This is a genomic window from Mesorhizobium sp., assembly GCF_004962245.1.
In the GTDB taxonomy this organism is placed as follows: Bacteria; Pseudomonadota; Alphaproteobacteria; order Rhizobiales; family Rhizobiaceae; genus Mesorhizobium.
Map to the genome: position 1 here is coordinate 38,734 of NZ_SUHQ01000034.1, position 13,446 is coordinate 52,179.

Annotated in this window: 17 protein-coding genes; 13 read left to right on the forward strand and 4 right to left on the reverse strand. The window is 63.6% G+C overall.

Translation table 11 applies throughout. The features are described from left to right. Positions 1 to 30: 30 nt before the first annotated feature. Both E5X88_RS28210 and E5X88_RS28215 read left to right on the forward strand, forming a co-directional pair. Entirely contained in the window at positions 31 to 624 is a 594-nt protein-coding gene (locus E5X88_RS28210; RefSeq protein WP_292167199.1) for a HupE/UreJ family protein, read from the forward strand. A gap of 8 nt (positions 625 to 632) precedes the next feature. Next, the gene (locus E5X88_RS28215; protein WP_292167200.1) at positions 633 to 938 is read left to right on the forward strand and encodes an urease subunit beta; all 306 of its coding nucleotides are present in this window, start codon (positions 633 to 635) and stop codon (positions 936 to 938) included. A 41-nt stretch (positions 939 to 979) separates the two neighbouring features. On the opposite strand, the gene E5X88_RS28220 is transcribed toward E5X88_RS28215, so the two are convergent. Both E5X88_RS28220 and E5X88_RS28225 read right to left on the reverse strand, forming a co-directional pair. Further along, positions 980 to 1,474 (reverse strand): hypothetical protein, encoded by a 495-nt coding sequence (locus E5X88_RS28220; RefSeq protein WP_292167201.1) that lies wholly within the window; start codon positions 1,472 to 1,474, stop codon positions 980 to 982. Between the two features lie 126 nt (positions 1,475 to 1,600). Continuing rightward, a complete protein-coding gene (locus E5X88_RS28225) occupies positions 1,601 to 1,984 on the reverse strand; it encodes a hypothetical protein (protein ID WP_292167203.1) in 384 nt (127 codons plus the stop codon). 175 nt (positions 1,985 to 2,159) lie between these two features. Between E5X88_RS28225 and ureC the strand changes: the two genes are divergently transcribed. The 7 genes from ureC to E5X88_RS28260 all read left to right on the forward strand — a co-directional run bounded on the left by ureC (position 2,160) and on the right by E5X88_RS28260 (position 7,864). Continuing rightward, the gene (gene ureC, locus E5X88_RS28230) at positions 2,160 to 3,875 is read left to right on the forward strand and encodes an urease subunit alpha (protein WP_292167282.1); all 1,716 of its coding nucleotides are present in this window, start codon (positions 2,160 to 2,162) and stop codon (positions 3,873 to 3,875) included. Between the two features lie 47 nt (positions 3,876 to 3,922). Continuing rightward, positions 3,923 to 4,516, forward strand: coding sequence for a hypothetical protein (locus tag E5X88_RS28235; protein ID WP_292167204.1), 594 nt, complete (start codon positions 3,923 to 3,925; stop codon positions 4,514 to 4,516). A 156-nt stretch (positions 4,517 to 4,672) separates the two neighbouring features. Next, on the forward strand, positions 4,673 to 5,269 hold the full coding sequence (locus E5X88_RS28240; RefSeq protein ID WP_292167206.1) for an urease accessory protein UreE: 597 nt from the start codon (positions 4,673 to 4,675) through the stop codon (positions 5,267 to 5,269). Further along, entirely contained in the window at positions 5,262 to 5,933 is a 672-nt protein-coding gene (locus tag E5X88_RS28245; protein ID WP_292167208.1) for an urease accessory protein UreF, read from the forward strand. Before E5X88_RS28240 ends, E5X88_RS28245 begins: the two co-directional genes overlap by 8 nt. Then, the gene (locus E5X88_RS28250; protein WP_292167211.1) at positions 5,930 to 6,367 is read left to right on the forward strand and encodes a DUF3995 domain-containing protein; all 438 of its coding nucleotides are present in this window, start codon (positions 5,930 to 5,932) and stop codon (positions 6,365 to 6,367) included. Before E5X88_RS28245 ends, E5X88_RS28250 begins: the two co-directional genes overlap by 4 nt. Beyond that, positions 6,368 to 7,009: an urease accessory protein UreG gene (gene ureG, locus E5X88_RS28255; protein ID WP_292167214.1), complete on the forward strand. Its 642-nt coding sequence runs from the start codon at positions 6,368 to 6,370 to the stop codon at positions 7,007 to 7,009. Between the two features lie 87 nt (positions 7,010 to 7,096). Next, positions 7,097 to 7,864 carry a class II aldolase and adducin N-terminal domain-containing protein gene (locus E5X88_RS28260; RefSeq protein WP_292167217.1) on the forward strand — a complete coding sequence of 256 codons (768 nt, stop codon included), beginning with the start codon at positions 7,097 to 7,099 and terminating at the stop codon, positions 7,862 to 7,864. A 3-nt stretch (positions 7,865 to 7,867) separates the two neighbouring features. Here E5X88_RS28260 and E5X88_RS28265 read toward each other — a convergent pair whose 3' ends face one another. After that, complete coding sequence (locus E5X88_RS28265; protein ID WP_292167218.1) at positions 7,868 to 8,500, reverse strand: HAD family phosphatase; 633 nt, start codon at positions 8,498 to 8,500, stop codon at positions 7,868 to 7,870. A gap of 212 nt (positions 8,501 to 8,712) precedes the next feature. Between E5X88_RS28265 and E5X88_RS28270 the strand changes: the two genes are divergently transcribed. Then, entirely contained in the window at positions 8,713 to 9,672 is a 960-nt protein-coding gene (locus E5X88_RS28270) for a sugar-binding transcriptional regulator (protein WP_292167221.1), read from the forward strand. Between the two features lie 33 nt (positions 9,673 to 9,705). On the opposite strand, the gene E5X88_RS28275 is transcribed toward E5X88_RS28270, so the two are convergent. Further along, positions 9,706 to 9,891 (reverse strand): hypothetical protein, encoded by a 186-nt coding sequence (locus E5X88_RS28275; protein WP_292167224.1) that lies wholly within the window; start codon positions 9,889 to 9,891, stop codon positions 9,706 to 9,708. A gap of 111 nt (positions 9,892 to 10,002) precedes the next feature. Between E5X88_RS28275 and gcvA the strand changes: the two genes are divergently transcribed. The 3 genes from gcvA to E5X88_RS28290 all read left to right on the forward strand — a co-directional run bounded on the left by gcvA (position 10,003) and on the right by E5X88_RS28290 (position 13,438). Further along, entirely contained in the window at positions 10,003 to 10,911 is a 909-nt protein-coding gene (gene gcvA / locus E5X88_RS28280; protein ID WP_292167227.1) for a transcriptional regulator GcvA, read from the forward strand. 221 nt (positions 10,912 to 11,132) lie between these two features. Beyond that, positions 11,133 to 12,443: a sugar ABC transporter substrate-binding protein gene (locus E5X88_RS28285; protein WP_292167229.1), complete on the forward strand. Its 1,311-nt coding sequence runs from the start codon at positions 11,133 to 11,135 to the stop codon at positions 12,441 to 12,443. A 122-nt stretch (positions 12,444 to 12,565) separates the two neighbouring features. Continuing rightward, complete coding sequence (locus E5X88_RS28290; RefSeq protein WP_292167232.1) at positions 12,566 to 13,438, forward strand: carbohydrate ABC transporter permease; 873 nt, start codon at positions 12,566 to 12,568, stop codon at positions 13,436 to 13,438. Positions 13,439 to 13,446 lie beyond the last annotated feature (8 nt).

Consider the following 13,446-nt stretch of genomic DNA (forward strand, 5'->3'; position numbering starts at 1 on the left):
GGCACGATCCTGACAACGGAAGGCATATCGATGATCCCCGCAACGATCAAACGCACGTTCCTCTCGGCGATCCTGCTTCTCGCCGCTGCAATGCCCGCCTATGCCCATGTCGGCATGGGCACGACCTCGTCCTTCAGCGCCGGCTTCATGCATCCGCTCTCCGGCCTCGACCACATGACGGTGATGATCGCGGTCGGGTTGTGGGCGGCGCTCAAGGGCGGCAAGGCGATTGTTGCCTGGCCGCTCGCCTTCGTCGGCGTCACGCTGGCGGGCGGTGCGCTCGGCATGCTGCAGGTGCCGGTACCGTTCGTCGAGCCGGGCATACTGGCGTCCGTCGTGGTGCTGGGACTGCTGGTCGCGCTCGCTGTCGATCTTCCCGTCTCGGCCGGCGTCGCCATCATCGGCCTGTTCGCGATGTTCCACGGTCACGCCCACGGCACCGAGGTGCCTGAGAACGCCGGCGGGCTCGACTATATGGCCGGCTTTGCCGTTGCCACCGCGCTGCTCCATGCCGTCGGCATCGTTGCCGGCCTTGGCTTTGGCATCAGATCCCCAGGCCTCGCCCGCGCCGCTGGCGGCGCCTGTGCGGCCATCGGCGCCGGCCTCGTCTTCGGCGTCTTGTGAGGCTGGCGATGATCCCCGGCGAAGTCATCGCAGCAGGCGGCGAGATCGAACTGAACAAGGGCCAGCCGACCGTCACCATGAAGGTGGCCAACAGCGGCGACCGGCCGATCCAAGTCGGCAGCCACTACCACTTCTTCGAAACCAATGAAGGCCTGAAATTCGATCGCGACAAGGCGCGGGGCATGCGCCTCGACATCGCCGCCGGCACGGCGATGCGCTTCGAGCCCGGCCAGGAACGCGACGTCACGTTGGTCCCGCTCGGCGGCAAGCGCGAGGTCTACGGGTTTCAGCAGAAGATCATGGGCGCGCTGTGAGATCCCGCCCTGTGCTATCCAAGGCGTCGAGCACTTTCAGCTCAGCTGGGCGGCTTGGCCGCCGCGTAGATGACGACCTTTCCAGAATCGTCGAATTCCACGGCGAGGACGTCTTCGGTCAGCACGCGTCGCGAGTCGATGGCGTTGAACAGCAATGCGTTCGCCTCGATCTCCTCGCGCAGTTCCGCAATGTCGTCCTGATGCTGCTCGACCTTGGTTTCTATCGCCGGCGGCAAACCGCCTTCCGTGCGCGCGGCGTCCGTAAGGAACACGATATCGACCTTGTCGAGCTTGGATGTCTTGCGCACTGTGCCGATGTTTTCACGCGTCCGGTCGATCGCCGTGGTGACCTTCCCGGCTTCCACAGCCGTGTTGGTCTCTTCCTGCCCGACCTCCGAACCGATGATCTTGTTGACGGTGTCCGGGCCTTCAAGGCCCTGTGCGTTCAGCGCGGCCTGAGGAACGCTCGCCGCGAGAAACGCAGTTGCGGCAATCATATGCAGCCATCTTGTGTCGGGGAAGGTGGTGATCGCCATCGCTCGCTCTCAGGGTCCCTTTCGAGACTCGTTGCTACGCCAAATAATCGAAACGTATCCTGCCCTGCGAAGGTTCCCTCCCCGATGCGGCAGGCCGACCTTGTGCCGGCCCGCCATAGCGCATCGTCAGCTCGCTTTCTTGGTGATCAAGGTCAGGGCGCCATTGGCGTCCATGCTGGCGGCGATCACTTGCGCCGAGGTGAGTCCCTTGGCTTCGAGCGCGGACTTGACCTGGGGCGTCGCGTCGATCGAACCGCGCAATTTCTGCAGGCCGTCCTCGCCGCGCTTGGCCATCACTTCGTTGACCTTGGTCTGCGTTTCCTTGGGCAGTTCCTCGATATCGACGATGTTGACGGTCTGAATCGTCGGCACGGCGGGCTGAGCGCCGGGTGCCGCGGGAGCGGGCGAAGCCGGCGGCTCGCCGGGTTGCTGAGCAGGCTGTTGCTGGGCGCTTGCAGCGGTTGCGAGCAGGAGGGCGGCGGCGGCTGCGAGCCGTATCGTTTTGCGCATGGATCTTCCTTTCCATCGATTGGCAAACGGTCGTTTTGGGGTGACCCTGCCACCTCAAACGTTAAATGGGATCGGAAAGTGTCGCCCAGCGGGTCATTGCGTGACCATAAGATGGCGACAATGTGGGGCCAGGCTTCGACAAGCTGGATTTCGGGCCGTATTTCGGGAGCAATTGCTGATGGCTAGAATCACCCGCGCCGCCTATGCCCAGATGTACGGCCCGACCGTCGGCGACAAGGTGCGGCTTGCCGATACCGAATTGTTCATCGAGGTGGAAAAGGATTTCACCCTTTATGGCGAAGAGGTGAAATTCGGCGGCGGCAAGGTCATTCGCGACGGCATGGGCCAGAGCCAGGTGTCCCGCGCGCAGGGCGCGGTCGACACCGTCATCACCAATGCGCTGGTCGTCGATGCGTCAGGCGGCATCTTCAAGGCCGATATCGGCCTCAAGGACGGACGCATCGCCGCGATCGGCAAGGCCGGCAATCCGGATACGCAAAACGGCGTCACCATCATCATCGGCCCCGGCACCGAGATCATCGCCGGCGAAGGCAAGATCCTCACCGCCGGCGGCTTCGACGCACATATCCATTTCATCTGCCCGCAGCAGATCGAGGAAGCGCTGATGTCCGGCATCACCACCATGCTGGGTGGCGGCACCGGACCGGCGCATGGTACGCTGGCAACGACCTGCACGCCTGGGCCGTGGCATATGGCGCGCATGATCCAGTCCTTCGACGCCTTTCCGATGAACATCGGCCTGTCGGGCAAGGGCAACGCCTCCTTGCCGGCCGCGCTTGAAGAAATGGTGCTGGGCGGTGCCTGCTCGCTGAAGCTGCACGAGGACTGGGGCACGACGCCCGCGGCGATCGACTGCTGTCTGTCGGTCGCCGACGATTACGACGTGCAGGTGATGATCCACACCGACACGCTCAACGAATCCGGCTTCGTCGAGAACACGGTCGCGGCGATCAAGGGCCGCACCATCCACGCCTTCCACACCGAGGGTGCCGGCGGCGGCCATGCGCCTGATATCATCAAGGTTTGCGGCCTGCCAAACGTCATCCCGTCCTCGACCAATCCGACCCGGCCCTACACGGTCAACACGCTGGCCGAGCATCTCGACATGCTGATGGTCTGCCATCATCTGTCGCCGTCGATCCCCGAAGACATCGCCTTTGCCGAAAGCCGCATCCGCAAGGAAACCATCGCCGCCGAAGACATCCTGCACGACATCGGCGCCTTCTCGATCATTTCGTCGGACAGTCAGGCTATGGGCCGCGTCGGCGAAGTGGCGATCCGCACCTGGCAGACCGCCGACAAGATGAAGCGCCAGCGCGGTTCGCTGCCGCAGGAGACCGGCGACAACGACAATTTCCGCGTCCGCCGCTACATCGCCAAATACACGATCAATCCGGCCATCGCGCATGGCCTGTCGAACGAGATCGGCTCGGTGGCGGTCGGCAAGCGCGCCGACCTGGTTCTGTGGAACCCGGCCTTCTTCGGCGTCAAGCCGGACATGGTGCTGATCGGCGGGATGATCGCCGCCGCCCCGATGGGCGATCCCAACGCCTCGATCCCAACGCCGCAGCCGATGCACTACCGACCGATGTTCGGCGCTTATGGCAAGGCGATGACCAATTCGTCGGTGACCTTCGTTTCCAGGGCGGCGCTCGATGCCGGCCTGCGCGGCAGGCTCGGCGTCGACAAGCAGATGGTCGCCGTCGAGAACACCCGCGGCGGCATCGGCAAGCATTCGATGGTGCTCAACGACGCCACCCCGCATGTCGAGGTCGATCCCGAGACCTACGAGGTCCGTGCCGACGGCGAGTTGCTCACCTGCGAGCCGGCGACCGTGCTGCCGATGGCGCAAAGGTACTTTCTGTTCTAGCGCGATGGCGCTAGAAGGCCTGATGCAGAACAGGCCGCGATAAATCCATGGAACAGCAGCTCGTCTCTGCCCATGACATCTTCCCGCATATCCGCATCGTCATGGGCATGGTGATTGGCCTCGGCGTCACGCGCCTTCTGTCAGGGCTCGCCCGCATCGTCCAGCATCCCGGCCAGTACCGGCTCTATCCCGTGCATCTGGCCTGGGTCGGCTCCATGCTGTTGTTGCTGGTGCATTTCTGGTGGTGGGAGTTCGGTCTCTACACGCTGGAGACCTGGACCTTCGGCAAATACCTGTTCATCATCTTCTATGCCGTCACGCTGTTCCTGCTCTGTGCGTTGCTGTTCCCGGACTCGATGCTCGACTACACCAGCTACGAGGATTTCTTCTATTCGCGCCGCGCCTGGTTCTTCGGCCTGCTGGCGACGACATATCTGCTCGACGTCGTCGACACGCTGCTGAAAGGGCCGGAGCATTTCGCCCATTTCGGCATTGAATATTTGCTCCGTACGCCGGTTTTCGTCGCGCTTTGCATTGTCGCGATACTTGTGCGTGACCGCCGCTTTCACGTCGCCTTCGTCGCCGGCACGCTGGTCTATCAGATATCCTTCATCCTGCGGCTCTTCGACACGATCGCCTGACTACAGCGCCGCGTCCTTTCGGACGCGCAAAGGACGCTGTAGAAACTTGATTTGGCGCATGATCCTTTCCGAAATCGAATACAATTTCGGGGTCATGCGCCGCCATTGGGCCGGTGGTCGCGATGGGTTAGGGTTACGGAAAAGGCAGGTTTTGACATGAAGCTCGACATCCGCACCGACTTCACCAAATTCCCGCGCGCCGTCTCGGTGCTCTCCGCCGGCGAGGCGGGAACGGTCACGCCCTATGATCGTGCCGTGCTTGCCCATGACGAGCGGCATCTGCGCCGCCGGGTCATCGAAACTGCTGGCGGTGACAGGGTGTTGGTCGATCTGCCCGAACCAATTGCCTTGGGCGATCGCGACCGGCTGGTGCTGGAGGATGGCCGCCATGTCGAGATCGTCGCGGCTGAGGAGCCGCTCTATGACATCCGTGCCTACAGCGCCGTGCATCTGGCCGAGCTCGCCTGGCATATCGGCAACCGGCATCTTGCGGCCGCCATCGAGGCGCAACGCATCCTCATCCTGCGCGACCATGTCATCAAGGCGATGCTGGAAGGCCTGGGTGCAACCGTGCGCGACGTCTCCGAACCGTTCGTACCGGTGCGCGGCGCCTACTCCGGCCACGGCCACGATCACGGTCATGCCGAGGCGCATGCGCGCAGCCACGCTGAGGCACATTCTCATGCCCATAGCGAGTCGCATTCCCACTCGCACAGCCATTCGCACGACCACGACAGCCATAACCATGACTGACCAGCCCTCCAACGTCGCCTTGTTGCGGCTGATGGCATGGCTGTCGCCTGCCTTCCCGGTCGGCGGCTTTTCCTACAGCCACGGCCTCGAACAAGCCGTGCATGCCGGGCTGGTCGCCGACAGCAGAGACCTCGCCGCATGGCTGGAGACGCTGGTCGAGATGGGCTCGGGCTGGAATGATGCGGTGCTGTTCGCCGAAAGCTGGCGGCGCGCCCGTCAAGCCGGCGATCTCGACGAGATCGCCGCACTCGCCGAGGCGCTGGCCGGCTCGCGCGAGCGCCATGCTGAGACCATGCTGCAGGGCGCAGCCTTCTTGAAGGCGGCATCGGCCTGGCCGTGTCAGGTGCTGGACCGTCTGCCGGCCGAGTGCGCTTATTGCGTCGCCGTCGGCGCCGTTGCCGGCGGCAACGCAATCGCCCTGCGGGACGCGCTCTCCGCATTCCTGCAGACCTTCTTTTCCAACCTCGTCCAGGCCGCGATCAGGCTCGGCGTTGTCGGCCAGACGGGCGCCACCGCGCTGCTCGCCGGCTTCGAGCCATTGGCGCTCAGCGTCGCCGCTCGTGCCGCCGGCTCGACGCTGGACGATCTCGGCGGCTGTGCCTTCGTCTCGGACGTCATGGCGATGAAGCACGAAACGCAATATTCGCGGCTGTTCCGCTCATGATCGTCCTCGCCTTCGCGCTCTCGCTCGTTCTGCTGCTGATCACCGCGCTGCATGTGTATTGGGGCATTGGCGGCATCTGGCCGGGCCGGGACGCTGCCTCCTGCGCCCGCGCGGTGGTCGGCTTTCGCGGTGTCGACGAAATGCCGGCGCCCTTCGCCAGCTTCGCCGTTGCCGCATGCCTCGGCCTGGCGACACTGTGGCCGATGGCGCTCGAGGGCGTGTTTGCCACGCCCTTTCCCAAAGCCGGGCTCGCCGCCACAGCGCTGCTCATCGCGCTGGTTTTCCTTGGTCGCGGCATCGCCGGCTTCACGCCCTGGTGGCGGCGGCTGGCGCCCGAACAGCCTTTCGCGCGGCTCGATGTCAGCTATTATTCGCCGCTGTGCCTGTTGATGGGGCTCGGCTTCGCCGTCCTCGCTATCACGGAGTTCCCCTAGATGACACAAGCCAACGGTCCTCTTCGCATCGGCATCGGCGGTCCCGTCGGTTCCGGCAAGACGACGCTCACCGAAAAGCTCTGCAAGGCGCTGCGCGACGAGTTCTCCATCGCCGTCGTCACCAACGACATCTACACAAGGGAAGACGCCATGATGCTGGCCAGGCTGCAGGCGCTGCCCGAGGATCGCATCATGGGGGTCGAGACCGGCGGCTGCCCGCACACCGCCATCCGCGAGGACGCCTCGATCAACCTGCAGGCGATCGCCGAGATGACCAAGAAATTTCCGGATCTCGACATCGTCTTCATCGAATCGGGTGGCGACAACCTTGCCGCCACGTTTTCCCCCGACCTTGCCGATCTGACGCTCTATGTCATCTCGGTCTGCCAGGGCGAGGAGATCCCGCGCAAGGGCGGGCCGGCGATCACCCGGTCCGACTTCCTGGTCATCAACAAGAGCGATCTCGCGCCTTATGTGAACGTCAATCTCGACGTCATGGAGAGCGACGCAGCCCGCATGCGCGGCAAGCGGCCCTTCGGCTTCACCGACCTGTCGCGCGGCAAGGGCCTGCAGGAGGTGATCGATTTCATCGTCGAGCAAGGCGGGCTCAGGGTTCGCGCCTCCACGAGCACGGTTGCGTAAGGCAACGGCTCTCGTCTGTGCCAAACGAAACCGGTTGCACGCCCCTCCGGCGCGCGGCATCCTTTGCTCCTTTCACGGAGGTTTTCGATGAGCATCGCCCGCCTGCAGAAGGAACCGCTGACCAACCTGCCCTTCCACGAGGAGCGCGTCGATCTGGCTTGCGCCTTCCGCTGGACGGCGCGGCTCAACATGCACGAGGCCGTGGCCAATCATTTCTCGCTGGCCGTCAACGATGACGGCTCGCAATTCCTGATGAACCCCAACCAGGTGCATTTCTCACGCATCAAGGCGAGCGACCTGCTTTTGATCGACGCCAACGATCCCGACACGCTCTCCGGCCCGAATGCGCCCGATCCGACGGCATGGGGCCTGCATGGCGCCATCCATCGCAATGTGCGTCATGCGCGCTGCGTCATGCATGTGCACTCGATCCACGCCACGGTGCTCGCTTCGCTCGCCGACTCGACGCTGCCGCCGATCGACCAGAACTCGGCGATCTTCTTCAACCGCCACGTCGTCGACGGCCATTATGGCGGGCTCGCCTTCGAGGAGGAGGGCGAACGCTGCTCGCAGCTGCTTACCGATCCGAAGGTCAAGGTGATGGTCATGGGCAATCATGGCGTGCTGGTCATCGGCGACACCGTCGCCGACACCTTCAACAGGATGTTCTATTTCGAACGTGCCGCCGAGACCTACATCAAGGCGCTGTGGACCGGCCGTCCGCTGCGGGTCCTGTCGGACGAGATCGCCGAAAAGGCGGCAAGGGAACAGGAAGACTATCCCGGCCAGGCCGAACGGCACCTCAGCGAATTGAAGGCGATCCTCGACGAGCAGGAGCCGGTCTACCGGAATTGATGCTTAAAGCCCCAGCTCAGCCTTCAATTCGTCGGCGCTGTTGATATTTGACGCGCCGGGCGGCCCTTCCATGGGCACTTCCGGCCAGAAGATCGTCCTCATCCCCGCCGCCAGCCCGGCCATAACGCCCGTCACGCTGTCGTCGACGGCCACGGCATCGGCTGGATCGACACCGGCCAGCCAGGCGGCCCGCAGGAACGGTTCGGCGTGCGGCTTGCCTTCATGCACGTCATTGCGGCTGACTGTCTTCATGCCGGGATAGACGAGGCCGACCGCGCGCAGATTGGCGTCGACGATCAGCCGGTCGGAATTGGACACCACCGCTTGCGCCACGCCAAGCGCGCGCAGTTCGTTGAAGATCTCGATCGCGCCAGGGCGCGGCTTCAGCGTCTCGGCCATCGGCAGATAGTGGTCGTATTTGCGTACGATCCAGTCGTCGAAGGGCAGGTCGAGGCCGAACTCGTCGCGCAGCATCTCGTAGACCGGCCGTGCGGCAATGCCGAGCACCCGCTCATGCAGGTTGGTCGGCGCCGCGATGCCGACGCTGTGCAGCGCCGCTACCAGCGCAGCTTCGTGCAACGGCTCGCTGTCGACCAGCGTGCCGTCCATGTCCCAGAAAACCGCTTTCGGCGTCATGCAAGAATCCCTTTTTCGATCCCCTTAAAGCGTTTGCGGTAGGAGATAAACCTTCGAACCGCCGTCAGCGATGCCGGCATGGCCGGATCCTCGCTCGTCCTTGCAGAAATATGCAAGCAATTGCTCTTATGATAGGCAATTGCGCGCAAGCGCATTCCCTGCAAGACTATGGCGCCCGTCTCAAATACTCGGGCGGGCTTGGAGGCAAAGGCTTGAATTCGCGGCAGGACAGCGGCAGCAGCAGATTGGACGACGCGGCACGCGCCGGCTGGCTCTATTATGTTGCCGGCAACACGCAGGACCAGATCGCCTCGACGCTCGGCATTTCTCGGCAGACGGCGCAGCGGTTGGTGTCGCTGGCGGTGTCGGAGGGGCTGATCAAGGTGCGTGTCGACCATCCGATCGCCAATTGCCTCGACCTCGCGGCGCGGCTGAAATTGCGCTTCGCGCTCGATCTGGTCGAGGTGGTGCCGAGCGATCCCGCTTCCTCTTCCACCGTCATCGGCGTCGCCGAGGCGGCGGCTGCCGAGATCGAGAGACGGTTGCGGTCGCCGACGCCGATCGTCATGGCGATCGGCACCGGCCGTACGCTGAAGGCGGCGATCGAGCAGCTGCCGCCGATGGAATGCCCGCAGCACAAGGTCGTGTCGCTGACCGGCAACATCTCGCCCGACGGCTCGGCCGCTTTCTACAACGTCATCTTCACCATGGCCGACAGGGTCAAGGCACGGTCGTTCCCGATGCCGCTGCCGGTCATCGCCTCCTCGCCGGAGGAGCGCGAGATGCTGCACAACCAGCCGATGATCCGGCCGACACTGGCGCTGGCGGCAGAGGCCGACGTCACGTTTGTCGGCATCGGCGATCTTGGCCCCAAGGCGCCGCTTTACGAGGACGGCTTCATTTCGGAGAGTGATTTGAAGGCGCTGCAAAAGGCGGGCGGCGTCGCCGAGATCGTTGGCTGGGTGTTCGATCGCGAAGGCCGTATGATCGAAGGCATCACCAACGACCGGGTATCGTCGGCTGCGTTGCCGTCGCGCGAAAAGTCGCTGGTGATCGCGCTCGCCATGGGCGAGCGGAAACTGCCGGGCATCCTTGCGGCTGTGAATCGGCGGCTGGTCAACGGCCTCATCACCGATGAGCGGACCGCCGCCGCCCTGCTGGCGGCGGGTTGATCTCCGATAAATTCGGTAGGTAGGTTCGGCGAGCTATTGGCGCCGGCCGCGAGGATCGTTGCCGTCCAGAAAACCCATGTCGCGCTGCAGATGCGGCGGCAACGCCATGAGGTCGAGATAGGCCCGTTTCCTGGCCCCGCGCCGTGCCAGTCCGCGCACCAGCCACGAAAGCCAGCTTTGGCCTGGAGTTAAGAGCAGCTTTTCCTGTACCGTGGTCATGATCATCGGCCTCCGCTATGTCTAGGGCATGTTGATCGTCCCAGCTCAGATATTGGCGGGATCGGCCGTCGCTACCAATCAAACGTCGATCATGGCCCATAAGGAGGGCTTATGCCTGAACTCAAGTCCCGGCAGGTCGCCCAGCTCCCGCCGCTTCAGGCGATCCGGGTGTTCGAGGCGGTGGCGCGGCATCTTTCCTTCACCAAGGCCGCCGGCGAGCTCGGCATGACGCAGGCGGCGGCGAGCTATCAGATCAAGCTTCTGGAGGAGCGCGTCGGCGCGCCTTTGTTCCTGCGCCGTCCCAAGCAGATCGTGCTGACCGAGGCGGGGCAACGCATGGCGCCCGCGGTCAGCGAGGCGTTCTCCCTGTTGAGTGGAGCCTATGCCGCCGCGCGCACCGGTGCCGACGGGGTGCTTTGTGTCTCGACGCTGCTGACGTTTGCCTCGAACTGGCTGGCGCAGCATCTCGGCTCGTTCCAGGTCGCGCACCCCTCGCTGGCCGTTCGTCTCGACACATCGAATCGCGTGGTCGATTTCGCCCGTGAGGATATCGACATCGCCATCCGTTCGGGCGGCGGGAACTGGCCGGGCGTGGAGGTGCACAAGCTTTTCAATGCGGACTTCACGCCGATGCTGAGCCCGAAACTTGCGGCAAGCATCGGCGGGGTGAAAGAGCCGGCCGATCTGTTGCGCCTGCCCATCCTCGACCCCGGCGATATCTGGTGGCGGGACTGGTTTACCGCCGCCGGCCTGCCGGTCGAGGAACTGGCCAAGCGCCCTGGCTCCAGCATGGGTGCGCAGGCCTATGAGGCGAACGCCGCGATCGCCGGGCAGGGCGTTGCGATCTTGACGGGCGCTCTTTTCAAGGCCGAGCTTGCCGACGGCCGCCTGATCCAGCCTTTCGACCTGGTCGGCGACGACGGCCACGCCTATTGGCTGGTCTATCCCCAGGCACGGCGCAACGTGCCGAAGATCCGCGCTTTTCGCGAATGGATACTGGCCGAGATCGCCAGCCAATAGGTCGATAACCTATCCGATCAAGCGGGCGCGAAATCCGATATTTCGAGCGCCGTGACCCGTCCCAATCGTCGTCAAATATCCTCGAAAGCGTCTGGAACCGGGATGCCGCACGAGCTTGCGTGCTGCGCTGCAGCAACGAATCCGCCTTGACATAATTCACGCAAAGTGAGTAATTGCTCACAGCCAAGGCAAATGCTCAGCTTGGTCTATGGGAGGAATTGATGAAACTTCGCACGCTCACCCTGGGTCTGTTGTCGGCCAGCACCCTCGCGTTCGCCGCGCATGCCGAATCCATCACCATCGCCACCGTCAACAATGGCGATATGGTCCGCATGCAGAAGCTGACCGACGACTTCACCGCCAAGAACCCGGACATCCAGCTCCAGTGGGTCACGCTCGAGGAAAACGTGCTGCGCGAGCGCGTCACCACCGACATCGCCACCAAGGGCGGCCAGTATGACGTGATGACCATCGGCACCTACGAGGTTCCGATCTGGGCCAAGCAGAGCTGGCTGCTGCCGCTCGACAAGCTCGGCGACGACTATGACGTCAAGGACATCATCCCGGCCATCGCCGGCGGCCTGTCGGTCGACGGCACGCTTTATGCGGCACCGTTCTACGGTGAAAGTTCCTTCGTCATGTATCGCAAGGATCTGATGGAGAAGGCCGGGCTGACCATGCCCGACGCGCCGACCTGGGACTTCATCAAGCAGGCCGCCGACAAGATGACGGATCGCGCCAACGGCGTGAACGGCGTCTGCCTGCGTGGCAAGGCCGGCTGGGGCGAGAACATGGCCTTCCTGACCGCCATGTCGAACTCCTTCGGCGCCCGCTGGTTCGATGAGAACTGGAAGCCGCAGTTCGACCAACCCGAATGGAAGAACACGCTGCAGTTCTACGTCGACCTGATGAAGGCCAATGGCCCCGAGGGTGCATCTTCCAACGGCTTCAACGAAAACCTGGCGCTGTTCCAGCAGGGCAAGTGCGGCATGTGGATCGATGCCACGGTCGCAGCCTCCTTCGTCTCAGACCCGAAGAATTCGACGGTCGCCGACAAGGTCGGCTATGCGCTGGCGCCGGACAACGGCTTGGGCAAGCGCGGCAATTGGCTGTGGGCCTGGTCGCTGGCGATCCCCGCCGGCACGCAAAAGGCGGATTCGGCGCAGAAGTTCGTTTCCTGGGCGACCAGCAAGGCCTACGCCGAACTCGTTGCCTCGAAGGAAGGCTGGGCCAACGTTCCGCCCGGAACGCGGTCCTCGCTCTACGCCAATCCCGAGTACCAGAAGGCGGCACCCTTCGCCAAGATGACGCTGGACTCGATCAATGCCGCCGATCCGACGCATCCGACCGTCAAGCCGGTTCCCTATGTCGGCGTTCAGTTCGTCGCCATTCCCGAGTTCCAGGGCCTTGGCACCACTGTCGGCCAGCTCTTCTCGGCCGCACTCGCCGGCCAGACGAGCGTCGACGACGCCTTGAAGCAGGCCCAGGACGCTGCCACCGCGACGATGACCGAGGGCGGTTATATCCAGTAAGGCTCCTCCCGGTGCCCGAACGCCGGTTGCCCATCATGGCCGGCAGGGGCCGCCCGGATCCCAGTTCGGGCGGCCGCCTTCACACCTCAAGAATTTTGGCTGACCTTTGAAGGGTGACCGTCATGGCTACTCAGCAGACCCGTTCGCTTGCCCGCTTCATGATGGCACCATCCGTGGTGCTGCTGCTGGTCTGGATGATTGTTCCGCTGGCATTCACCCTGTGGTTCTCCTTCCAGCAGTACAATCCGCTCAACCCGATCCGCGACGGGTTCATCGGCTTCTCGAACTACGCCCTTTTCTATTCCAACCCGGCATTCCTCCAATCGATCCTCAACACGCTCGCCATCGTCGGCAGCGTGCTTTTGATCACCGTGATCGGCGGCATCCTGCTGGCTCTCCTGATCGATCAGCCGATATGGGGACAGGGCATCGTCCGCATCCTCGTCATCTCGCCGTTCTTCGTCATGCCGCCGGTGGCAGCGCTGGTCTGGAAGAACATGATCATGCATCCGCAATACGGCGTCTTTGCCGATATCGCGCGCTTCTTCGGCGGGCAACCGATCGACTGGTTCGGGCAGTATCCGCTCACCGCGATCATCATTATCGTCGCCTGGCAGTGGCTGCCGTTTGCGACGCTGATCCTTTTGACCTCGCTGCAGTCGCTCGACGGCGAGCAGAAGGAGGCGGCCGAGATGGACGGCGCCGGCTTCGTCAGCCGTTTCATCTATTTGACGCTGCCGCACATGTCGCGTGCCATCACCGTCGTCATCCTGATCCAGACGATCTTCCTTCTGTCGGTCTATGCCGAGATCCTCGTCACCACCAATGGCGGGCCGGGTTATGCCTCCACCAACCTGCCCTTCCTCGTCTACCAGAAGGCATTGCTGGAGTTCAAAATCGGCCAGGCGTCCGCCGGCGGCATCATCGCCGTCATTCTCGCCAACATCGTCGCCTTCTTCGCCATGCGCGCGGTCGGCAAGAACCTGGACAAATAAGGGAGGAT

What these genes read in the sequence shown, in the direction of transcription:
- E5X88_RS28210 (WP_292167199.1), top strand. Translation starts at nt 31, where the DNA reads ATGATCCCCGCAACGATCAAACGCACGTTCCTCTCGGCGATCCTGCTT.
- E5X88_RS28215 (WP_292167200.1), top strand. Translation starts at nt 633, where the DNA reads ATGATCCCCGGCGAAGTCATCGCAGCAGGCGGCGAGATCGAACTGAAC.
- E5X88_RS28220 (WP_292167201.1), bottom strand. Translation starts at nt 1,474, where the DNA reads ATGGCGATCACCACCTTCCCCGACACAAGATGGCTGCATATGATTGCC.
- E5X88_RS28225 (WP_292167203.1), bottom strand. Translation starts at nt 1,984, where the DNA reads ATGCGCAAAACGATACGGCTCGCAGCCGCCGCCGCCCTCCTGCTCGCA.
- E5X88_RS28235 (WP_292167204.1), top strand. Translation starts at nt 3,923, where the DNA reads ATGGAACAGCAGCTCGTCTCTGCCCATGACATCTTCCCGCATATCCGC.
- E5X88_RS28240 (WP_292167206.1), top strand. Translation starts at nt 4,673, where the DNA reads ATGAAGCTCGACATCCGCACCGACTTCACCAAATTCCCGCGCGCCGTC.
- E5X88_RS28245 (WP_292167208.1), top strand. Translation starts at nt 5,262, where the DNA reads ATGACTGACCAGCCCTCCAACGTCGCCTTGTTGCGGCTGATGGCATGG.
- E5X88_RS28250 (WP_292167211.1), top strand. Translation starts at nt 5,930, where the DNA reads ATGATCGTCCTCGCCTTCGCGCTCTCGCTCGTTCTGCTGCTGATCACC.
- ureG (WP_292167214.1), top strand. Translation starts at nt 6,368, where the DNA reads ATGACACAAGCCAACGGTCCTCTTCGCATCGGCATCGGCGGTCCCGTC.
- E5X88_RS28260 (WP_292167217.1), top strand. Translation starts at nt 7,097, where the DNA reads ATGAGCATCGCCCGCCTGCAGAAGGAACCGCTGACCAACCTGCCCTTC.
- E5X88_RS28265 (WP_292167218.1), bottom strand. Translation starts at nt 8,500, where the DNA reads ATGACGCCGAAAGCGGTTTTCTGGGACATGGACGGCACGCTGGTCGAC.
- E5X88_RS28275 (WP_292167224.1), bottom strand. Translation starts at nt 9,891, where the DNA reads ATGACCACGGTACAGGAAAAGCTGCTCTTAACTCCAGGCCAAAGCTGG.
- gcvA (WP_292167227.1), top strand. Translation starts at nt 10,003, where the DNA reads ATGCCTGAACTCAAGTCCCGGCAGGTCGCCCAGCTCCCGCCGCTTCAG.
- E5X88_RS28285 (WP_292167229.1), top strand. Translation starts at nt 11,133, where the DNA reads ATGAAACTTCGCACGCTCACCCTGGGTCTGTTGTCGGCCAGCACCCTC.
- E5X88_RS28290 (WP_292167232.1), top strand. Translation starts at nt 12,566, where the DNA reads ATGGCTACTCAGCAGACCCGTTCGCTTGCCCGCTTCATGATGGCACCA.